The sequence below is a fragment of the Pseudomonas sp. GW823-FHT03E05 genome, from assembly GCF_058796855.1.
The window spans coordinates 167,950-188,417 of sequence record NZ_JBXAJB010000010.1; the positions used below are offsets into that span (position 1 = coordinate 167,950).

Genomic DNA, 20,468 nt, shown 5'->3' on the forward strand with positions numbered 1-20,468 from the left:
CAAGCCTTGCGCGCCGCCAGTGTTCACGGCTGTTCCATCAGGACCCGGTCCCGCCCCGCCTGCTTGGCGGCATAGACCGCAGAGTCGGCCCGCAGCAGCAGCTCATCTGCACCCTCCCCCGCACGCCAACTGGCGATACCGAAACTGGCGGTGACACTCTCCACCGGCCCGATCGGCGAACTGCGCACACCGTGCCACAGCTCCTGCGCCAGAATCAGCGCTTGCTGGCCGCTGGTGTCCGGGCACAGGACCATGAACTCCTCTCCCCCCAGACGGCAGAAGACGTCGATGCGCCGCAGGCGCCGGCCGATGCGCTCGCACAACCCGCGCAGCACCTGATCCCCCACACCGTGACCGTACTGATCGTTGATCCGCTTGAAATGGTCGATGTCCAGCATGATCACCGCCATGACGCCACCACCTCGCTCCAGGCGGTGCATCTCGGCCTGTAGCCGCTCCTGGAAATAGCGCCGGTTGTGGATACCGGTCAGGGAGTCGGTGACCGACAATGCCCGCAGTTCCTCCTCGACCCGCTTGAGATCGGAGATATCCGATATATAGCCGTGCCAGAGCACACCGCCGCCCCGCAGGCTTTCCGGGCTCGCTGCGCCGCGCATCCAGCGCACCCCCCGCTGCGGCAGGCAGACCCGGTACTCCTCGCGCCAGGGACTGAGCTGCTGCGCCGAAACCCGGATCGACTCACGCACCCGCTCCACATCCTCAGGATGGATGCGCTCGAATGCCGCCTCGGCATCCTGCTGCAGCAGTTGCGGCTCGATCTCGTAGATCTCGCGCAGGCCATCGCTGGCATAGGGAAAACTGGTATGCCCGTCGGCGTCCAGCTTGAACTGATAGATCCCGCCGGGCACGTGGGCGCTGAGCCGCTGCAGCAAGCGGTCACGGGCGGCCAGGGCTTCATGCACGCGCTTGCGTTCGGTGATATCGATGCAGATGGCCAGATGGCCGATCCACAACCCCTGGTCGTCGAGCACCGGGGTGGCCAGCATGTTGACTTGCAGATGGCTGCCGTCACGCCGCACCAGGGTCCATTCCCGGGCCTCATGCCCGCCGGCCATGCCCTCTTCCACCAGCATCGCCTGGGACACCGGGATGGCTTTGCCGTAACGCTGGGTGAGGCTCTGGGCCCAGCTTTCCAGCTCTTCGGGCAGGTGCAGGCTTTCCAGGGTCAGGTGCCCCACCGCCTCACTGCTGCTGTAGCCGAGCATCTGCTCGGCCCCGGCATTGAAAGTGCTGATCACTCCGCGCAGGTCGGTGGCAATGATCGCTACCTGAGTGGCGGCATTGAGCACGCAGCGCAACTGGCTGTGGGTGCCGCGCAACGCCTGCTCGCTGCTACGCAGCTCCTCGGTGCGCTGCTCCACCAGGGCCAGAGCCCGCTGACGCTGGCTGACCAGGACGTAGAGCAAGGCGCTGAGCAGCAGGCTGAGCATGCCGCCAAGGATCACCAGGCTACCCAGGGCTGAATGGTTGGCGTGCAGGAAGGCCGCGCTGGGGCGGATGTCCACTTGATAGTCCCGGTCCGCCAGGCGCAGCAGGCGGCTGGCGGTCAGGCCGCTGCTGATGGGCGGGTTGTTCGACTCGTAGAGCACCTCGTGCTGGCCCTCGGTGGACAGGTCGAGAATCCGCACCGACAGGTTATCGCTGGCAGGAACCGGCAGGCCGTCCGCCACCAGTTGCCGCAGGCTGATGATCGCCAGAACATAGCCGTAGGGCCGGCCCTGGGGGCCGGAAGCATCCTGCGCGCGCCTGACCGGCGCCGCCAGCAGCACCCCTCGCGCATAGGCCTGGTCCACGGCCACCAGTTGCAAAGGCGGAGAGACCGCCAGGCCATTGAGTTCCCGAGCACGTTCCAGGGTGGCTCGGCGCAGGGGTTGAGCCAGGAGGTCGTAACCCAGGGGCGACCCCAGGGGGCTCTGGGTCTGGCTGTACAGCACCGGCGCGTAGTCATCGTGCTCGCCGGCCGGCTCCATCTGGCCCGTGGCATTCAACTGCAAAATGGAAAAACCCGGCAGCCCCTGATCGCGAATCGACTGCTCGAACTCCGGGCGCTGGGCGCGGCTCACCAGAGGCGCCCAGGCATAGGCCTGGGTGCGGCGTAACAAGGGTTTGGCGTAGCCATCGAAATCCTGGCGGGTCACCAGGTCGGAATTGACAAAGAAGCGCCGCAAGCCGTCCAGGCGTTGCTCCTGGTCTTGAAAGCGTTCTTCGATGCGGCTGTAGCGTTCGCCGGCCAGCAACTGGAAGCGCTGGCGCACCTGCTGCTTGTTCAGGCTGTAGGTGGACCAGGCCAAGAGCCCGGTGAGGATGCCGCCCGCAACCAGGACCAGCACCGCCACCAGCCAGGCAGATACCTCTTCACTTATGAAACCCAGGATTTTCGGGCGTACAACATGCAGAGGCATAAGCAGAACTCATCACGCCAGCGAGTTTGGGCATCATCCGGACCAAGTGTGAGTTATAGCTATTAGCCACTAATTTGACCAGCGCTAAACAGCCCCCGAAACCTGAAAAAACAGGCCTCGGGGACATATCCGGCCATCAGCGCGCGGTGACTTTCCAGGCACGATGGATTTTGCCGTTACGGGCGAAATCCGGGTCGATGGTTTTCGCCGTGATCTCCTCGATCTGGTAGCGCGCGGCGAGGTTTTCATCCAGCTGGAACTTGCGGAAGTTGTTGGAGAAATACAACACGCCCCCCGGCGCCAGGCGCGCCATGGCCAGGTCCAGCAACTGCACCTGGTCACGCTGCACGTCGAACACCCCTTCCATGCGCTTGGAGTTGGAGAAGGTCGGCGGGTCGATGAAGATCAAGTCGAACTCGTCACGGCAGCTGTCCAGCCAGGCCATCACATCGCCCTGCTCCAGGCGGTTCTTGTCGGAGAAACCGTTGAGCGAGAAATTGCGGCGTGCCCAGTCCAGATAGGTTTTCGACAGGTCGACGCTGGTGGTGCTGCGCGCGCCGCCCTTGGCCGCGTGCACACTGGCGGTGGCGGTGTAGCAGAACAGGTTGAGGAAACGCTTGCCCGCCGCCTCTTGCTGAATACGCATGCGCATCGGCCGGTGATCGAGAAACAGCCCGGTATCCAGGTAGTCGGTAAGGTTCACCAGTAGCTTGATCCCGCCTTCACGAACTTCGGTGAACTGGCCCTGGGCACTCTGGCGCTCGTACTGCTTGGTGCCGCTCTGGCGCTCGCGACGCTTGATCACCACCCGGCTCTTGTCGACATTCAACGCCTGGGGAATCGCCGCCAGGGCATCGAACAGACGTGCCTGGGCCTTTTCCGGGTCCACCGATTTGGGCGCCGCGTATTCCTGCACGTGCACCCAATCCTGGTAGAGGTCGATGGCCAGGGAGTATTCCGGCATGTCGGCATCGTAGACACGGTAGCACTCGATGCCCTCGCGCTTGGCCCACTTGCCCAGTTGCTTGAGGTTCTTTTGCAGGCGGTTGGCGAACATCTGCCCACCCTCGCTCAGGCGCGCCTGCTCGACCACGGGAGCAGGAGCCGGGGCCGGCTTGATCGGGTTGCCATTCTTGTTGTACTGGCGCACGGGTGCTTCGTCCGCGGCGGCCTGGGCCTGCTCGCGTTCCACCTGGCGCTGCTCGGCGGTGCGGCGCTCGCCGGTGACGAACTGATCCGGCAGGACCTTGATCAGCAGCAGCTTGCAGGGCAAGGCGCCGTTCCAGAACGAGTACTGTTTGTGGCTGCGGATGCCCATGCGCTTGCCCAGGTCCGGGGCACCGGTGAACACCGCCGCCTCCCAGTTCAGGCAGGCCTGGCGCAGGCGCTCGCCGAGGTTCTGGTAGAGGTACAGCAGGCTGGCTTCGTCACCCAGGCGCTCGCCGTAGGGTGGGTTGCAGATCACCAGGCCTTTCTGGTTCTGATCCGGGCGCGGCTCGAAGGTGCCCACTTCGCCCTGGTAGATCTTGATCCACTCGCTCAGGCCGGCGCGCTCTACGTTGTTGCGGCCGGGCTGGATCAGACGCGGATCGGCTTCGTAGCCGCGGATCCACAGCGGTGGCTTGGCCAGGCCGGCCTGGGCCCGGGCCAGCGCTTCGTCGTGCAGCTTGCGCCACAGCGCCGGCACGTGGCCGAGCCAGGCGGTGAAGCCCCATTGTTCACGCTTGAGATTGGGGGCGATGTCGGCAGCGATCATCGCCGCCTCCACCAGGAAGGTGCCCACGCCACACATCGGGTCGGCCAGGGCGCCGCCTTCGGCAGCGATGCGCGGCCAGCCGGAACGGATCAGGATCGCCGCCGCCAGGTTTTCCTTGAGCGGCGCGGCGCCTTGCTGCAGGCGGTAGCCGCGCTGGTGCAGGCTGTGGCCGGAGAGGTCCAGGGAGAGGATGGCTTCGCCGCGGTCCAGGCGCAGGTGGATGCGCAGGTCGGGGTTGAGCTTGTCCACCGAAGGGCGCTCGCCGGTCGGAGTGCGCAGCTTGTCGACAATGGCGTCCTTGACCTTCAGGGCGCCGAAGTGGGTGTTGTCGATGCCCGAGCCATGGCCGCTGAACTCCACGGCCAGGGTGCCGTCGGCCAGCATGTGGTCCTGCCAATCGACATCCAGCACGCCGTGGTAGAGATCCTCGGCGTCCTTCATCGGGAAGCGCTTGAGCACCAGCAGCACCCGGTTGGCCAGGCGCGACCACAAGCACAGGCGATAGGCTGTCTCCATGTCGGCCATGCCGCGCACGGCAGAAGTGTGCTCACGCGCTTGCTCAAGGCCAAGCCCGACGGCTTCCTCGATCAGCAGGCCTTCAAGGCCTTTGGGACAGGTGAGGAAGATTTCGTAACGATCCGACATGGGAATACCAGGGCCTTTAGCAATAAGTGAACGGGCAACGCATCGCCCGTTCGTTTTTCAATCAAGCGCTTTTCTTCAAGAGCGCTCGTGTGGCGCGAAACTGCGCCGTCCCACCCCGGCAGGCTGGCTTTCTTGCAGGGCAAAAGAGCTTAGAGGCCGGGACAGATAAAAAGTCAGGGCAACAAAATGACATAAGTCGACCCTTCGTCGAATAGTAGTTGAGTGCAACCGTTCGACATTCTCACTAAAGCATTAACCTCATCATCTAGTGAGAGGCTGATCACAGGGGGCTTTGCGTGACAGGCACGATACAAAACCGCCCCAGGCTTATGGCCTGGACAGCATTATCGTTACGTCCTTATGACAAAACGATCATTCACTTGCTGTGACCTATTGGTTAGAACTCAACACAGGTTGGCGCCGCAACGGCGTCAACATCAAAGCTCGCGACGCCGGCAGCGAGCACCAACGGCAGAAGCAATCTGCCCGACCTCAACGAAGGTCGACGGGACATAAAGCAGTCAACAAGTGAGGGAAACACCCTATGAGAAGACTAAAGCGTGATCCGTTGGAAAAAGCGTTTTTACGCGGATATCAGTATGGCGTTAATGGCAAGTCCCGTGAGCTTTGCCCATTTACTCTACCGTCGGTGCGCCAAGCCTGGATTAACGGCTGGCGAGAAGGACGCGGCGACAACTGGGACGGTATGACAGGCACTGCGGGCATCCACAGACTCAACGAACTTCGCGCTGTCGGCTGATCAGGGCACATTCCGACACCTAAAACTTGAATAGATGACGACTTAACCACGCACGCCCCATCCGGGCGGCGGGCTTCGGCCCAGGGGCTCCTTCGAGGAGCCCTTTTTTATGCCCGCGTGCCGTCCTTCCCTCTCAGCCCATGGCCGCGATGGCATCCACCGACTCGCGAATCAGCGCCGGCCCCTTGTAGATGAACCCCGAATACAGCTGCACCAGGCTGGCGCCCGCAGCGATCTTCTCAGCCGCGTGCTTGCCTTCGGTGATGCCGCCCACGGCGATGATCGGCAAACGGCCGGCCAGTTCAGCAGCCAGTACCTTGACCGTGTGGGTGCTCTTTTCCCGTACCGGTGCGCCGGACAGGCCGCCGGCCTCGGCGCCGTGCTCTAGGCCTTCGACACCTTCACGGCTCAAAGTGGTGTTGGTGGCGATCACTGCGTCCATGCCGGTTTCAAGCAGGGCGCGGGCCACTTCCACGGTTTCCTCGTCGCTCATGTCCGGAGCGATCTTGATGGCCAGCGGTACACGCTTGCCGTGGATCGCAGTCAGTTCCTGTTGGCGCTGGCTCAAGGCCGCCAGCAGTTGCTTGAGCGACTCGCCAAATTGCAGGCTGCGCAGGCCCGGGGTATTGGGCGAGCTGACGTTGACCGTGACATAGCTGGCGTGGGCATAGACCTTGTCCAGGCAGATCAGGTAATCATCCACCGCCCGCTCCACCGGGGTGTCGAAGTTCTTGCCGATATTGATCCCCAGCACGCCTTTGTATTGCGAGGCCGCGACCCGTGCCAGCAGGTTGTCGACCCCCAGGTTGTTGAAGCCCATGCGGTTGATGATGGCCTCGGCCTGGGGCAGGCGGAAGATCCGCGGCTTGGGGTTGCCCGGTTGCGGGCGTGGGGTGACGGTGCCGATCTCGACAAAACCAAACCCCAATTGGGCGAAGCCGTCGATGGCTGCGCCGTTCTTGTCCAGGCCCGCAGCCAGCCCTACCGGGTTCGCAAACTCCAGCCCCATGACCTTGACCGGCATCTGCGCCGGGGCCTTGCACAACAGCCCGTTAAGGCCCAAACGCCCGCCCGCGCCGATCAGGTCCAGGGACAGATCGTGGGAGGTTTCCGGGGAGAGTTTGAACAACAGCTGGCGGGCCAGGGTATACATGGGCGGGATGAACTCGGTTGGCGGCGAAATAGGGCGCCGATTATAGCCGGCCCCGGGGCTTGCAGGCGAGGCGCGAAATGAAATCCCCACCGGGCTGGCATATGCCTTGCACTCTCTTGTGCATGCAGACCTCGGCCAAGGACGGCTGAGGTGCCAGGACAATGGCGTCGTCACCCGCCCCTGCTTCACCCGGCCGGCGGGTACGACGCTTTTTGATGCAAGGTGCCATGCCATGACCGATCTTCCCAACACCCCGTCGGCCTGGGTCAACGGCAGCGATGCCCCGGAAAAGTCCGCCATCGACCTGGGCTTCGCGGAGCAACATAGACCGAGCACCGACCTAGGACGACCCGCACCGGGAAGACAAATCGCAGGCAAAGAAAAACCCGGCCTAGGCCGGGTTTTTCCAAGCTACAAGGCTAATTACTTAGCTTGAGCTTCTACCGAGGCTTCTACGCGACGGTTAACTGCGCGACCAGCTTCAGTTGCGTTGTCGGCAACTGGGCGGGACTCACCGTAACCAACGGATTGAACGCGGTTAGCGCCAACGCCGTACTGGTTAACCAGAACTTGTTTAACGGCGTTTGCACGACGCTCAGACAGCTTCTGGTTGTAAGCGTCAGGACCGACGGAGTCAGTGTGACCTTCAACAACGGTGGTGGTCTGTGGGTACTGCTTCATGAAGTCAGCGAGGTTCTTGATGTCAGCGTAGCTGTTAGGCTTGACGACCGACTTGTCGAAGTCGAACTTCACGTCCAGCTCAACACGAACCACTTCAGCAACTGGAGCTTCTGGAGCTGGCTCTGGAGCTGGAGCTGGTGCTACTGGAGCTGGAGCGACTTTGCCGCCGCTGCCACCGAAGTTCACACCCAGACCGATGGTAGGAGCGTAGTCCCACTTGCCGTTGTCCAGCTTGTAGTCAGCTTCAACGCCAGCACGGGCGAACAGGTTGTCGGTGATGTACCACTTAACACCAGCGCCTGCAGTCAGGAAAGTCGACTGGTCGCGACCGCTGTGGCCGTCGGCCTCAACGTTGGTCATGCTCTTGTGAGCAACACCGCCGGAAACGTATGGACGCAGAGCGTCACCCACGGTACCAAAGTGGTACTGAGCGTTCAGGCCGAAGTTGTCGCCTTTGATTTTCTGGTTACCAGTACCGTCGTTGGAACGGGTGTGGTTGGTCTTGTCGTAGGTGGCGTTCAACGACAGATCGTCGGTCAGGAAGTAGCCGATCGATGCGCCTGGGTTGAAGCCGTCTTCAACGTGATTAACGCTGTCGTTGTACTGTTTTTTGTAAAACAGTTCACCCTCGACCGCGCCTTGGCCTTGCGCCAGAACGCCGAACGAAGTCACGGCAACAATAGAACCAATGGCAATGCCCAAGGTGTTTTTCAGTTTCATCCGTTAAATCCCCATCTGGTGATTGTAAAGCAGTCCCACATACCGGGGGACAACTCGGCGGTAAGTCTATCAGAACTCACCTAGACGTAAGAGATATTTGCGCCGAACTAAGTTTCAGCAATACCTGCAAATTTCTCACGCAATTTATCAAGAGCACGTTTGTAACGCATCTTTGTAGCACTCAACCCCATATGCATGATGTCCGCGATCTCTTGAAATTCCAGCTCTGCGACAAATCGTAGCACCAGAATTTCCCGATCAATCGGGTTCACATGCACCAACCAGCGATCAAGTCCACCCTTTTCCTCAGGTTTCGGCGCCTTCTCTTCAGACGCCTCCTCGAGGGGGTCAAGACTTAAAGCGTCCATCAACCGACGCTTGCGCCGCTCCTTGCGATACTGCGTGATGCATTCGTTGTACGTGATGCTATATAGCCATGTCTTGAACTTCGATTTACCCTCAAAGTTCTTAAGGCCATACAGCACCTTCAACATCACTTCCTGACAGACATCATCCGCATCCCGATCGTTCCCCAGATAACGTGCACAAACATTAAATAGGGTCCTCTGATAGCGCCGCATCAACTCTTCATAGGCGCGTGTTACGTGAAACAGCTCCGTATGTGAGCGCGCAACCAACTCCTCATCAGAGAGCTCACGGGGGTCATAGCGCGTGGATAGCGATTGGGTTTTATTCAAAACGAGTCGTGCCGACAGTCAGGTCAATGTCCGCCGCAGCCCGATGACGAGCATTTTGCGGCGGCATACATTAGCAGGGTTTGCCGGGTTAGCGGCTACTTACATGCTGCTCCAGCAGGATCCGATTGGAGAGAGAGACTAGCTCACCCTCATCGGTCAGCAATGTAGTTTTAACCGTGCCAATCTCTTCGATCTGGCCTTCGACCTCACCAACACGTACTTGTTGCCCAACCTGATACAACTCACGCACATAGATTCCCGCAAGAATCTGCCCGGCAATTTCCCGGCTTCCCAACCCCATGGCCAACGCAACAGCCAGACCAACGGTAATCAATACAATGACGATCACATGGTTGAGCAGGTCGGTTTTGACCTCCAACTGACTGATCGCCACGGAAATACTGATGATGATCACCAGCCCCTGGGCAATTCGCCCCAGGCCGCCGGCGTAATCCAGGCCTACGCCTTCTGCGGCGCCGCGCACCAGGCCATTGGCCAGTTGCGCCAGCAAAACCCCCACCAGCAGCACCAGCGCAGCACCGAAAACCTTCGGTAAATACAGCGCAAGCATATCGAGCGTAGCCGAAACTCGCTCAAGGCCAAGGGATTCAGCAGCAGAAACCAGAAAAATCAGCAAAACGAACCAATAGACGATCTTGCCGATCAGGGTCGAGATGGGTACCTGCAAACCCGCACGAGACAGCAACTTGGTCAGGCCGGTGCCGCCCATGAGGCGATCCAGGCCCAGCTTGGCCAGCAATTTCGAGAGCAGGGTATCGAGCAGCTTGGCCACCACGAAGCCCAGCAACAGCACCACCAACGCGCCGAACAGGTTCGGAATGAAGTTCGCCACCTTGGTCCACAAGGCGGTCATCGCCGTGACGAGGCTCTGCGTCCAGAGATCCAGTTCCATATTCAATCAGCCTTATCAGCAGTGCGAGCAGAAGATTTACGACGAGAAACCGGCGCAACATGAGCCGATCCGTTATTCAAGGCGATCATCAGCGCCGGCAGCCAGCGGCCCAGAAGGCTGAACAGATCCCCCGCCCCCACCTGACGGTTGGCGGTTTTCAGTACGCGGCCCAGGCAGGCATCGTCATCGCGGCTCGATGGCGAGGCTTTGAGCATGTCACGCAAAGACTGTTCAAACGGATCGTGCATACGCACCTCTGGTGATGTCTGAAAAAGACGCGATCAGATTTATTCGGGTCACATGAAGCATCATCACACCCAGCGCAAACGACGAAACAACCACCATTGCCCCACGGCCACCGCCACCAATAAAAGGCAGGCGATGATGAAACCATAAGGGCTGGCCGAGAACGGAATGCCGCCAACGTTGATCCCCAAAAGGCCGGTGAGAAAACTCATCGGCAGGAAGATCCCGGTAATGATCCCGAAGCGGTACATGGTGCGATTCATGCGCACGCTCAAACGCCGGTCTTCGGCCTCCAGCACAAGCCCCACGCGCTCTCGGGTCAATTCCAGCTCTTCCAGGTAACGGGTCAGACTGTTGTGCAACTCGTTCCAGTAATCACCATCATCCACGGCGAACCAGGGCAGTTTTATCCGGCTCAACTGGGCGAAGATATCCCGCTGCGGCGCCAGGAAGCGCTTGAGCCCGGCAGCCCGCCGACGGATCTGCAAAATGCTGCCGTGCTCGGGGGTATACCGTTCGTCGGCATCCAGCTTTTCTTCCTCGCCATCGACCACTTCCGAGAGGTCGCTGACCAGATTCTGCACCTTGTGGGTCAGGTACTCGGCCATATAAAGGAGGAGTTCGGCAGACGTCTTCGGCCCTCGGCCCTCGGCAAGCTGCACCAACAGCTCATCGGTGGCGCGCAACTGACGCAGGCGCAAGGAAATCACCCGCTGGGCAGAGGCAAAGATCCGCACCGAGACCATGTCTTCCGGCTCGGCCCCCGGGTTCAGGTTGATACCCCGCAGAAACAGCAGCAACTCCGAGTCCGGGAGCGCCAGCAAGCGTGGCCGGGTGTTTTCCTCCAGCAGCAGGTCACAGCTGAACTCGCTCAGGCCGCTGGAGCGACGCAACCAGGTCTGGGTCTGCGGATGACTGCGATCCCAATGCAGCCACAGGCTTTCATGGGCCTGCAGTTGCAGGTCGTCGAGCTCAGTCCGGGCAATCGAACGCGCACCGCCTTCACCATCCAGCACCAGGGCATGTACCAGCCCCCATTGCGCGTTTTCTTCCTCGAACATCCGCATCCCTTGTCAGGTCGATTGTTTATTCAGGCATTTTCAGCGGGCTTGGCGAAACGATCACGCCATTGTTGTCGGCGTAGACATACTCGCCAGGGCGGAAAGTCACACCGGCAAAGGTCACCGCCACATTGAGGTCGCCGATGCCGCGCTTGTGAGTCTTCATCGGGTGGCTGGCCAGGGCCTGGACGCCAAGATCGGTCTGGGCGATGACATCCACATCACGGATGCAACCGTAGATCACCAATCCTTCCCAACCGTTTTTTGCGGCTTTCTCGGCCAGCATGTCGCCCAGCAGGGCGCGGCGCAGCGAGCCGCCACCATCCACCACCAACACCTTGCCCTGCCCCTTGAGTTCCACTTGTTCCTTGACCAGCGAGTTGTCCTCGAAGCACTTGATGGTGACGATTTCGCCACCAAAGGAATCGCGACCACCGAAATTGCTGAACATCGGCTCTACCACCTGCACCAGGTCCGGGTAGGCGTCGCACAGGTCGGGAGTGAGGTAATGGTTCATCGAGAAACTCCTGTAACAGAAAGAACACGATCGAAGGTGTCGGTGCTGCCTTATATAGATACGCGCCCAGACCGCAGATGTTTAACCTGCAAGGCCTGATGAGCGAACCCGCCTGCCCCGTATTTTCGCAGCCAGGCCAGCGGAACGGAAAGCCGACTCAATAACTGAATGTGACCAGAACAGCGCAATGCGTCATATCTTAGCCGCAAGCGCTATCGAGCGAAATGCCCTTGTCAGAGCCTTCGCCTCAAACCGCAGCCACGGGTTCGGCAACAGAAACCAGCAATGGAGCCTGCTGATCCTTGAGCCAGCACGCGACCAGCGGCCAGACCTCAGTCTGCGCCGGTTTGCTCACCAGCATCTCGACGTGACCGAAATTACCGCTGAATCCCTGCTCGCGTCCCAGGCAGACAAATTGTTTCTGCTCGCTGCCCAACTGCTCGAACAACTTGCGACAGGCCCAGGTCGGATCCTGATGATCCCCTGCGGCACTGACTGCCAGTGCCGGCACCGTAACCTGCGCCAGGCCCGCCCACCAATCCTTGTCGGCATCGCCGAAACGACCAAACAATCCATGCCAGCGCATGCTCTCCAGAGCCAGCCCGATGGGCTCGTCCTCGGGGCCGCGCTTGAGCCGCGAGCCGGACAACTGAGCAAAGCGCTTGATCACCAGGCGCCCACCCCACTCCACCATCGGGATCTTCAAGGGCCAGTAGGTACGGCTGATCTGGGTACCGAAAAACGCCGCCGAAGCCACGCCCGCATCACCCAGGTACTGCCCGCCCAACGCCGCCGCCAGGGTAGTGCCGCCCAGGGAATGACCGATCCAATGGGGAACCTGCACACTTTGCTCACGGACGAAGGCGGCAATTGCCGGCAAATCGTACCGAGCGTAGTCGGCGACACGGTTCTTGCGGTAGTCGGCATTGCGGCGCGACAAACCGTGACCGCGCATTTCAGGAATCCACACATCGAAGCCTGCGCGGGCCAGATAGGCCCCCAGCCCGATGCCCTTGGGCGAATACCAGAAACGTCGATTGGAAAAGCTGCCATGCAGCAGGACCACGGGGATCCCCCGGGCTTCAGGCTCATCGGCCAGCCCCAGGCGGGTGACGGCCAACTCCACGGAAGGGTCGGGACTGTTGCCGGGCTTCAAGCGATAGACATCTTCGCTGAGGTCGCCTCGACGCTCGGCACTGATCAAGGCGACCGGAAATAGGTTGCTGCTGCTTTGCATATTCTTCTTGCACAAAAAAGGGCGGCATCCAGAAGAAGCACGCCCTGCTTGAATCTTCAAGAGCCAGCCAGCCTTGCGACCGACCGACTCTGCACTCACCGATTACGCCGCGCCCTGACCTTCAGCCAGGAAGAACCAGGTTTCCAGTACCGAGTCCGGGTTCAGCGAAACGCTTTCAATGCCCTGCTCCATCAGCCACTTGGCCAGGTCCGGGTGGTCCGAAGGCCCCTGGCCGCAGATGCCGATGTACTTGCCAGCCTTGTTGCAGGCGGCAATGGCATTGGCCAGCAGCTTCTTGACCGCAGGATTACGCTCGTCGAACAGGTGGGCGATGATCCCCGAGTCACGGTCCAGGCCCAGGGTCAGTTGGGTCAGGTCGTTGGAGCCGATGGAGAAACCATCGAAGTACTCGAGGAACTCGTCAGCCAGAATGGCGTTGGACGGCAGTTCGCACATCATGATCACGCGCAGGCCGTTCTCGCCGCGCTTGAGGCCGTTTTCAGCCAGCAGATCAACTACTTGGCTGGCCTCGCCCAAGGTGCGCACGAACGGCACCATGATTTCGACGTTGGTCAGGCCCATCTCGTTGCGCACGCGCTTCAGGGCGCGGCATTCGAGCTCGAAGCAGTCACGGAAGGATTCGCTGATGTAACGCGAAGCACCGCGGAAGCCCAGCATCGGGTTCTCTTCTTCCGGCTCGTAGAGCTTGCCACCGATCAGGTTGGCGTATTCGTTGGACTTGAAGTCCGACAGACGCACGATGACCTTCTTCGGTGTGAACGCCGCAGCCAGGGTGCTGATGCCTTCAACCAGCTTGTCGACGTAGAAGTCCACAGGATCGTGGTAGCCGGCAATACGCTTGTCGACGCTGTCCTTGATCTCTTGTGGCAGCCCGGCGTAGTTCAGCAGTGCCTTGGGGTGCACGCCGATCATGCGGTTGATGATGAACTCCAGGCGGGCCAGGCCCACGCCGGCGTTCGGCAGCTGGGCGAAGTCGAAGGCACGGTCCGGGTTGCCGACGTTCATCATGATCTTGAACGGCAGCTCCGGCATGGCATCCACCGAGTTCTGCTTGATATCGAAGCCCAGTTCGCCTTCGAAGATGAAACCGGTGTCGCCTTCAGCGCAGGAAACGGTCACGCCCTGGCCATCTTTCAGCAGCTCGGTGGCGTTGCCGCAACCCACTACTGCCGGAATGCCCAGCTCGCGAGCGATAATTGCTGCGTGGCAGGTCCGGCCGCCGCGGTTGGTGACGATGGCGCTGGCGCGCTTCATCACCGGTTCCCAGTCCGGGTCGGTCATGTCGGAGACCAGCACGTCGCCGGCCTGGACCTTGTCCATCTCGGACACGTCCTTGATGATCCGCACCTTGCCGGCGCCAATGCGCTGGCCGATGGCACGGCCTTCCACCAGCACGGTGCCGGTTTCCTTGAGCAGGTAGCGCTCCATGACATTGGCCTGGGTACGGCTCTTCACGGTTTCCGGACGGGCCTGGACGATGTACAGCTTGCCGTCGTCGCCGTCCTTGGCCCATTCGATGTCCATCGGGCACTGATAGTGCTTCTCGATGATCATCGCCTGCTTGGCCAGCTCGCTGACTTCAGCATCGGTCAGGCAGAAACGCGCGCGATCGGCGGCGTCCACGTCCACGGTTTTCACCGAGCGACCAGCCTTGGCTTCGTCGCCGTAGATCATCTTGATCGCCTTGCTGCCCAGGTTGCGGCGCAGGATGGCCGGACGACCGGCTTCAAGGGTGTTCTTGTGGACGTAGAATTCGTCCGGGTTGACCGCGCCCTGGACCACGGTTTCACCCAGGCCATAGGCGCCGGTGATGAAGACCACGTCACGGAAGCCCGATTCGGTGTCGAGGGTGAACATCACGCCGGCGGTGCCGGTTTCCGAACGCACCATGCGCTGCACACCGGCAGACAGGGCCACCAGCTTGTGGTCGAACCCCTGGTGCACGCGGTAGGAAATGGCGCGGTCGTTGAAGAGCGAGGCGAACACTTCCTTGGCAGCGCGAATCACATTGTCCACGCCACGGATATTGAGGAAGGTTTCCTGCTGGCCGGCAAAGGAGGCGTCCGGCAAGTCTTCGGCGGTGGCCGAAGAACGCACGGCCACGGCGATGTCGGGATTGCCCGCCGACAGTGCGGCGAAGGCGGTACGGATCTCGGTGTTGAGGCGCTCGGGGAACTCGGCCTCCATGATCCACTGACGGATCTGCGCGCCGGTCTTGGCCAGGGCGTTGACGTCATCGACATCCAGCGCATCGAGCGCTGCATGGATCTGGTCGTTCAGACCACTCAACTCAAGAAAATCACGATAAGCCTGAGCTGTCGTGGCGAAGCCACCAGGGACCGATACGCCCGCACCTGCGAGGTTGCTGATCATCTCGCCCAGGGATGCGTTCTTGCCCCCCACATGCTCAACATCGTGTTTGCCGAGCTTATCGAGGGAAACTACGTACTCTACCAAGGTGATCTCTCCACTAACTGTGTTGGAAAAGCTCAGAAGCCGGCTGCTCCAGGGAGCGTTTGCCCGCTATATGGCCTGGACCTGGAAAATAAGTGAGAATGCGGGCCATTCCCGGCCGACAAATCGCGCCTATCATATCCAAGAATCGTCACTAGCTTAAGGCCCAAGCCGCAAATGAAACGATCTGCTTTCTTTATCTCCGACGGTACCGGCATCACAGCGGAAACCCTCGGCCAGAGCCTGTTGGCGCAGTTCGAAAACGTTACCTTCAGCAAATTCACGCGGCCGTATATCGACAGCATGGAAAAAGCGCGGGCCATGGTACAACAAATCAATATAGCCGCCGAAAAAGACGGCCATCGCCCGATTATCTTCGACACCATCGTCAATCAGGACATTCGTGAGATCCTCGCGACCTCCAATGGTTTCATGATCGACATCTTCTCGACCTTCCTCGCGCCCCTGGAACAGGAGCTGAGCGAACATTCCTCCTACTCCGTCGGCAAATCCCACTCCATTGGCCACAACTCCAACTACATGGAGCGGATCGAGGCGGTGAACTTCGCCCTGGACAACGACGACGGCGCCCGCACCCACTACTACGACAAGGCCGACCTGATCCTGGTGGGCGTGTCGCGTTGCGGCAAGACCCCGACCTGCCTGTACATGGCCATGCAATTCGGCATCCGCGCGGCCAACTACCCGCTGACCGAGGAAGACATGGAGCGCCTGCAGCTGCCCAATGCCCTGCGCGCCCACAAGCACAAGCTGTTCGGCCTGACCATCGACCCCGACCGCCTCACCGCGATCCGCAACGAGCGCAAGCCCAACAGTCGCTATTCCAGCTACGCCCAGTGCGAATTCGAAGTGCGCGAAGTGGAAAACCTGTTCCGCCGCGAAAACATCCCCCACATCAATTCCACCCATTTCTCGGTGGAAGAGATCTCGGCCAAGATCCTCGTGGAAAAAGGCGTGGAACGGCGCTTCAAGTAACCTCTGCGCGACCGAAGGCGAGGCCCGCACTGCCCCTCGCCTGCCGCCCTACCAGCGGGACAGCCCGCTCTCCTGCTTCAAGGCCGCGGCCAACGCGGCAAAGCCGTCCTGTAGCCGACGATCATCCGCGGAGGTATTGCAGACACTGGCCCGGACGAATTGCGGCACCGCCGCCTGGCCCACGGCAAAGGCTTCGGCAGTGGCCACCAGGTATCCCTGATGCTTGAGATCCACCTCGATTTCAGAGGCACGCCACGGCTCCGGAACCCTGATCCAGAAATGCGGGCAACCCTCCGGACCGCGCCACTCCAGCCCCTGCAACACCTCCGTGACCAGCTCCTTGCGCCGAGCGATTTCGGCCATCTGCTGCTGACGCAGGCGCTCGGCAACTCCCGTGTCGATCCAGCCCGCTACCAGCTCCAGCGGCAAAGGCGTGGCCATCCAGCAGGTGGCGCGTACCGCTGCGGCCAAACGTCCCACCAGGGGCGACGGCGCATGCAGGAAACCGACCCGCAGCCCTGACGCCACGGCCTTGCTCAGGCTGCTGATCAGCACCGTGCGCTCCGCTGCGAAATGGGCCAGGGGCGCCGGGCGCCGCTCCATCAGCACGGCGTGGGTTTCATCCTCCAGAATCAACAGGTTATGCCGGCGACAGAGCTCCGCCACGGCCTCGCGCCGCGCAGCGGACTGCACCGCAGCCGTGGGGTTTTGCAGGGTCGGGGTGCAATACAGCGCTGAAATGCGGTGCTGCCGGCACGCTTCGTCCAAGGCCTCCGGCAACAGCCCCTGTGCGTCCATCGGCAACCCCAGGAGCTTGATGCCCAACATTCGCGCCGTGCTGATCAGGCCCGGATAGGTCAGGTGTTCAGTGGCCAGGGTATCGCCGGGCTTGAGCAGTGCCAGCAAGGCGACATGCAAGCCGTGCTGGGCGCCGTTGACGCAAATCACCTGCTCGGGATCCGCCTGCAAGCCATCCTGGGTCAGCCAGCGCGCACCCGCGGCGCGATACCGCGCCAGACCGGCCTCGGCGCTGTAACGGGCGATTTGCTGCAGTCCCAAAGGATCTTCTGCCAATGCCCGCAAGCCCTGAGCGATGAAATGGTTTTCCTGGCCGGGAATATGGGTGTTGCGGCTCATGTCGAACAGCGCCTCAGGCTCCTCGGCGACGTTGCGAAAGCCGCTGTCGCGCTGGCGCTGCAAACCGTCCTGGCGCACATAAGTACCATCGCCGACCCGTGCCACCACCTGCCCCAGGCGTTCCAGCTCGGCGTACGCGCGGCTGATGGTGCCAATGGTCACGCCCAGCTTGTCCGCCAGCAGGCGATGGGGCGGCAGTTTGCTACCGGGGGCCAGCGTACCGTCGGCAATGGCCTTTTCCAGGGTCTCGGCCAGTCGCTTGTACTTGGCGCCCACCCCTTCCTGCAATGCGGAACGCATCATTGACACTGTGTCAATACTTACTTTGACAGCCATCATTTTCACCAATAGCGTTGCTCAAGGGCTCAATTACCGCAAATGACTCGCCCAATATAGAGGTCAATTGCCCATCACGAAAGGAATGCCAGCGTGAATACCAGCACCGTCATATCCGACACCCGGGCCCTGCCCCGTCCCTGGCTTGCCACCCTGGTGACCTGCACCCTGTTCCTGATTGTCTGCCTGAGTTGGGGCACCACCTGGCTGGGCATCAAGATTGCGGTGCAAAGCGTGCCGCCACTGACCGCCGCCGGCCTGCGCTTTCTGATTGCCTTTCCGCTGTTCGCCTGTTTTGCCTGGCTGCGCCGCGAGCCGCTGATGTTTCCCAAGGGCAGCCGGGGCTTCCTGGCATTCGTCACCCTGTGCTACTTCAGCCTGCCCTACACCCTGCTCAACTACGGCGAGGTGCACGTTTCCTCCGGCCTGACCGCGCTGCTGTTCAGTTGCATGCCGGTGTTCATCCTGATTTTTTCCGCCCTGCTGCTGCGGGAGAAGATTCACCTGGCGCAACTGCTCGGCATCGCCATCGGCTTTGCCAGCCTGTTCCAGATCATTCGCGGCCAGGGCCTGCTCAGCGACCACAATGAACTCTCGGGAGTACTGGCAATTCTCGGCGCGGCGCTGCTGCATGCATTGTGTTACGTGGTCACCAAGAAACACGGCAGCGCCATCAGCGTCATCACCTACAACACCTTGCCGATCGGCATCGCCGGTCTACTGCTGTGCCTGGCGGGGTTGGGGATCGAGCACCCGGACTTTTCCGCCATCAGCCCGCGTTCCTGGGGCGCCCTGCTGTATCTGGGGCTGGCGGCTTCGGTGGGTGGGTTCATTGTCTATTTTTTCCTGCTGAAACGACTGAACCCGGTGATCCTGTCCTTCGTGTTCATCATTTTTCCGGTGTTCGCGGTGATCATCGGCGCCTGGTACGAAGGCCAGAGCCTGTCCCGGGACCTGCTGCTGTATTCCTCGACCTTGCTCGGCGGTTTCGCCATCACCAAACTGCCCCTGGACAAATGGCTGTCCGGAAAGCCCGCCCGACGCTAAAGAGATTCTGTAGGAGCGAGCTTGCTCGCGAAGGCTTTGAGGACACCGCGTCCGCCCAGCGAGCCCGCGTCATCATTGACGTTCATCGCGAGCAAGCTCGCCCCTACAAGGGTGGGTTTCAGATTACCAGCAGGTCGACGAACCGGTGCACCGGCGTCGCCTCAAGCCGCGCCTGATCCTTGCACAGCTGGAAAATCTGCGTCGAACGCTGGGCCGTGAAACGCGTGGCCAGGTTGGCCTTGAACTTGTCTTCCAGCAGCGGGATGCCTTCGGCGCGGCGGCGCCGGTGGCCAATGGGGTATTCCACCGCGACCTGCTCGGTGCTGGAGCCGTCCTTGAAGAACACCTGGATCGCATTGGCAATGGAGCGCTTGTCGGCCTCCAGGTATTCACGGGTGTAGCGAGGCTCTTCGACGATGTGCATCTTCTCGCGCAACTGATCGATGATCGGGTGCGCGGCATGGAAATCGTCCTCGTAATGCTCGGCCACCAGGGTGCCGAAGGCCAGGGGCACGGCGGCCATGTATTGCAGGCAGTGGTCGCGATCGGCGGCATTGGCCAGCGGCCCGACCTTGGAAATGATGCGGATCGCCGACTCATGGGTGGTGATGACGATGCGGTCGATTTCGTGCAGGCGGTTGCGCACCAGAGGATGCAAGGTCACCGCCGCTTCGCAGGCCGTTTGCGCATGGAATTCTGCCGGGAAACTGATCTTGAACAGCACGTTTTCCATCACGTAGCTGGCGTATTTCTGCGTCAGGCTGAACTGCCGCTGGCCCTCGGGTTTGAGCGCCAGGTCCTTGTTGGTATGGCTGAACAGCACGTCATAGAAGCCCCACTGCGGCGCCGTCAGGACGCCGGGAATGCCCATCTCGCCACGCAGGGCGATATCCGCCAGGCGCACTCCACGGCTGGAGGCATCCCCCGCCGCCCAGGATTTGCGCGAACCGGCATTGGGTGCATGGCGATAGGTGCGCAGCGCCTGGCCATCGACAAAGGCCTGGGACAGTGCCGCCAGCAACTGCTCGCGATTGGCCCCCATCAGCTTGGCGCACACCGCGGTGGAAGCCACTTTCACCAGCAGCACATGATCGAGGCCGACACGGTTGAAGGAGTTTTCCAGGGCAATCACGCCTTGAATCTCATGGGCCATGATCATGGCCTTGAGCACATCATTCATGGTCAGCGGTGCTTCGCCATTGGCCACGCGCTTTTGTGACAGGTGATCGGCCACCGCGAGAATTCCCCCGAGGTTGTCCGAGGGGTGGCCCCATTCGGCCGCGAGCCAGGTGTCATTGTAGTCCAGCCAGCGCACGATGCAGCCGATGTCCCAGGCCGCCTTCACCGGGTCGAGGCGATAGCTGGTGCCGGGCACCCGGGCACCGAAAGGCACCACGGTGCCTTCGACGATCGGCCCCAGGTGCTTGGTGCATTCGGGAAAACGCAGGGCCAGCAGGCCGCAGCCCAGGGTGTCCATCAGGCAATTGCGTGCGGTATCGAGGGCTTCTCGGGAGTCGATGGAATAATCCAGGACGTAATCGGCAATGTCCTGCAGGACCTGGTCGTAATCGGGACGGTTGTTCAGGTCAACGTTGCTGCTCATGTGCACTTCACTCCAGTACAGGATGGTAGGTGGTGTCGATTCCTCAGTGACAGGTTCAGGTCAA

At 61.1% G+C, this 20,468-nt stretch carries 17 protein-coding genes; 4 read left to right on the plus strand and 13 right to left on the minus strand.

Annotated features, from left to right (window positions below):
• Positions 1–23: 23 nt before the first annotated feature.
• Positions 24–2,423 (minus strand): sensor domain-containing diguanylate cyclase, encoded by a 2,400-nt coding sequence (locus AC1RCO_RS30315; RefSeq protein WP_492618347.1) that lies wholly within the window; start codon positions 2,421–2,423, stop codon positions 24–26.
• A 136-nt stretch (positions 2,424–2,559) separates the two neighbouring features.
• Complete coding sequence (rlmKL, locus tag AC1RCO_RS30320; RefSeq protein WP_053150032.1) at positions 2,560–4,824, minus strand: bifunctional 23S rRNA (guanine(2069)-N(7))-methyltransferase RlmK/23S rRNA (guanine(2445)-N(2))-methyltransferase RlmL; 2,265 nt, start codon at positions 4,822–4,824, stop codon at positions 2,560–2,562.
• Between the two features lie 544 nt (positions 4,825–5,368).
• Between rlmKL and rmf the strand changes: the two genes are divergently transcribed.
• Entirely contained in the window at positions 5,369–5,584 is a 216-nt protein-coding gene (gene rmf / locus AC1RCO_RS30325; protein ID WP_015634760.1) for a ribosome modulation factor, read from the plus strand.
• 133 nt (positions 5,585–5,717) lie between these two features.
• Here rmf and AC1RCO_RS30330 read toward each other — a convergent pair whose 3' ends face one another.
• Positions 5,718–6,737 (minus strand): quinone-dependent dihydroorotate dehydrogenase, encoded by a 1,020-nt coding sequence (locus tag AC1RCO_RS30330; protein WP_011060197.1) that lies wholly within the window; start codon positions 6,735–6,737, stop codon positions 5,718–5,720.
• 232 nt (positions 6,738–6,969) lie between these two features.
• On the opposite strand from AC1RCO_RS30330, the gene AC1RCO_RS30335 reads away from it, so the two are divergent.
• Entirely contained in the window at positions 6,970–7,173 is a 204-nt protein-coding gene (locus tag AC1RCO_RS30335; protein WP_073698925.1) for a hypothetical protein, read from the plus strand.
• Here the strand turns inward: AC1RCO_RS30335 and AC1RCO_RS30340 are convergent.
• The 8 genes from AC1RCO_RS30340 to ppsA all read right to left on the minus strand — a co-directional run bounded on the left by AC1RCO_RS30340 (position 7,161) and on the right by ppsA (position 15,288).
• Positions 7,161–8,138: an OmpA family protein gene (locus AC1RCO_RS30340; protein WP_011060196.1), complete on the minus strand. Its 978-nt coding sequence runs from the start codon at positions 8,136–8,138 to the stop codon at positions 7,161–7,163. The genes AC1RCO_RS30335 and AC1RCO_RS30340 overlap by 13 nt on opposite strands.
• 107 nt (positions 8,139–8,245) lie before the next feature.
• Positions 8,246–8,836 (minus strand): RNA polymerase sigma factor SigX, encoded by a 591-nt coding sequence (sigX, locus tag AC1RCO_RS30345; protein ID WP_011060195.1) that lies wholly within the window; start codon positions 8,834–8,836, stop codon positions 8,246–8,248.
• A gap of 88 nt (positions 8,837–8,924) precedes the next feature.
• A complete protein-coding gene (locus tag AC1RCO_RS30350; protein WP_011060194.1) occupies positions 8,925–9,749 on the minus strand; it encodes a mechanosensitive ion channel family protein in 825 nt (274 codons plus the stop codon).
• Between the two features lie 2 nt (positions 9,750–9,751).
• On the minus strand, positions 9,752–9,997 hold the full coding sequence (locus AC1RCO_RS30355; protein ID WP_492618348.1) for a CrfX protein: 246 nt from the start codon (positions 9,995–9,997) through the stop codon (positions 9,752–9,754).
• 63 nt (positions 9,998–10,060) lie between these two features.
• A complete protein-coding gene (locus AC1RCO_RS30360; RefSeq protein ID WP_015634750.1) occupies positions 10,061–11,056 on the minus strand; it encodes a zinc transporter ZntB in 996 nt (331 codons plus the stop codon).
• A gap of 25 nt (positions 11,057–11,081) precedes the next feature.
• A complete protein-coding gene (rraA, locus tag AC1RCO_RS30365; protein ID WP_492618349.1) occupies positions 11,082–11,573 on the minus strand; it encodes a ribonuclease E activity regulator RraA in 492 nt (163 codons plus the stop codon).
• Between the two features lie 247 nt (positions 11,574–11,820).
• Entirely contained in the window at positions 11,821–12,810 is a 990-nt protein-coding gene (locus AC1RCO_RS30370) for an alpha/beta fold hydrolase (protein WP_011060190.1), read from the minus strand.
• Between the two features lie 102 nt (positions 12,811–12,912).
• Positions 12,913–15,288, minus strand: coding sequence for a phosphoenolpyruvate synthase (ppsA, locus tag AC1RCO_RS30375; protein ID WP_041116859.1), 2,376 nt, complete (start codon positions 15,286–15,288; stop codon positions 12,913–12,915).
• Positions 15,289–15,462: 174 nt separating this feature from the next.
• Here ppsA and ppsR point away from each other — a divergent pair, with 174 nt between their 5' ends.
• A complete protein-coding gene (gene ppsR, locus AC1RCO_RS30380; protein ID WP_011060188.1) occupies positions 15,463–16,281 on the plus strand; it encodes a posphoenolpyruvate synthetase regulatory kinase/phosphorylase PpsR in 819 nt (272 codons plus the stop codon).
• A 48-nt stretch (positions 16,282–16,329) separates the two neighbouring features.
• On the opposite strand, the gene AC1RCO_RS30385 is transcribed toward ppsR, so the two are convergent.
• A complete protein-coding gene (locus AC1RCO_RS30385; RefSeq protein WP_492618350.1) occupies positions 16,330–17,754 on the minus strand; it encodes an aminotransferase-like domain-containing protein in 1,425 nt (474 codons plus the stop codon).
• Positions 17,755–17,847: 93 nt separating this feature from the next.
• Between AC1RCO_RS30385 and AC1RCO_RS30390 the strand changes: the two genes are divergently transcribed.
• Complete coding sequence (locus AC1RCO_RS30390) at positions 17,848–18,801, plus strand: DMT family transporter (protein ID WP_011060186.1); 954 nt, start codon at positions 17,848–17,850, stop codon at positions 18,799–18,801.
• A gap of 118 nt (positions 18,802–18,919) precedes the next feature.
• Here the strand turns inward: AC1RCO_RS30390 and prpD are convergent, their stop codons facing one another.
• Positions 18,920–20,404, minus strand: coding sequence for a 2-methylcitrate dehydratase (gene prpD / locus AC1RCO_RS30395; RefSeq protein WP_492618351.1), 1,485 nt, complete (start codon positions 20,402–20,404; stop codon positions 18,920–18,922).
• Between the last annotated feature and the right edge of the window lie 64 nt (positions 20,405–20,468).

Excerpts from the sequence above, each read along its gene's own strand:
- AC1RCO_RS30370 (WP_011060190.1), bottom strand. The coding sequence starts at position 12,810 with ATGCAAAGCAGCAGCAACCTATTTCCGGTCGCCTTGATCAGTGCCGAG.
- ppsR (WP_011060188.1), top strand. The coding sequence starts at position 15,463 with ATGAAACGATCTGCTTTCTTTATCTCCGACGGTACCGGCATCACAGCG.
- AC1RCO_RS30350 (WP_011060194.1), bottom strand. The coding sequence starts at position 9,749 with ATGGAACTGGATCTCTGGACGCAGAGCCTCGTCACGGCGATGACCGCC.
- AC1RCO_RS30355 (WP_492618348.1), bottom strand. The coding sequence starts at position 9,997 with ATGCACGATCCGTTTGAACAGTCTTTGCGTGACATGCTCAAAGCCTCG.
- rmf (WP_015634760.1), top strand. The coding sequence starts at position 5,369 with ATGAGAAGACTAAAGCGTGATCCGTTGGAAAAAGCGTTTTTACGCGGA.
- prpD (WP_492618351.1), bottom strand. The coding sequence starts at position 20,404 with ATGAGCAGCAACGTTGACCTGAACAACCGTCCCGATTACGACCAGGTC.
- AC1RCO_RS30335 (WP_073698925.1), top strand. The coding sequence starts at position 6,970 with ATGACCGATCTTCCCAACACCCCGTCGGCCTGGGTCAACGGCAGCGAT.
- AC1RCO_RS30360 (WP_015634750.1), bottom strand. The coding sequence starts at position 11,056 with ATGTTCGAGGAAGAAAACGCGCAATGGGGGCTGGTACATGCCCTGGTG.
- AC1RCO_RS30340 (WP_011060196.1), bottom strand. The coding sequence starts at position 8,138 with ATGAAACTGAAAAACACCTTGGGCATTGCCATTGGTTCTATTGTTGCC.
- AC1RCO_RS30315 (WP_492618347.1), bottom strand. The coding sequence starts at position 2,423 with ATGCCTCTGCATGTTGTACGCCCGAAAATCCTGGGTTTCATAAGTGAA.
- rraA (WP_492618349.1), bottom strand. The coding sequence starts at position 11,573 with ATGAACCATTACCTCACTCCCGACCTGTGCGACGCCTACCCGGACCTG.
- AC1RCO_RS30330 (WP_011060197.1), bottom strand. The coding sequence starts at position 6,737 with ATGTATACCCTGGCCCGCCAGCTGTTGTTCAAACTCTCCCCGGAAACC.
- rlmKL (WP_053150032.1), bottom strand. The coding sequence starts at position 4,824 with ATGTCGGATCGTTACGAAATCTTCCTCACCTGTCCCAAAGGCCTTGAA.
- AC1RCO_RS30385 (WP_492618350.1), bottom strand. The coding sequence starts at position 17,754 with ATGGCTGTCAAAGTAAGTATTGACACAGTGTCAATGATGCGTTCCGCA.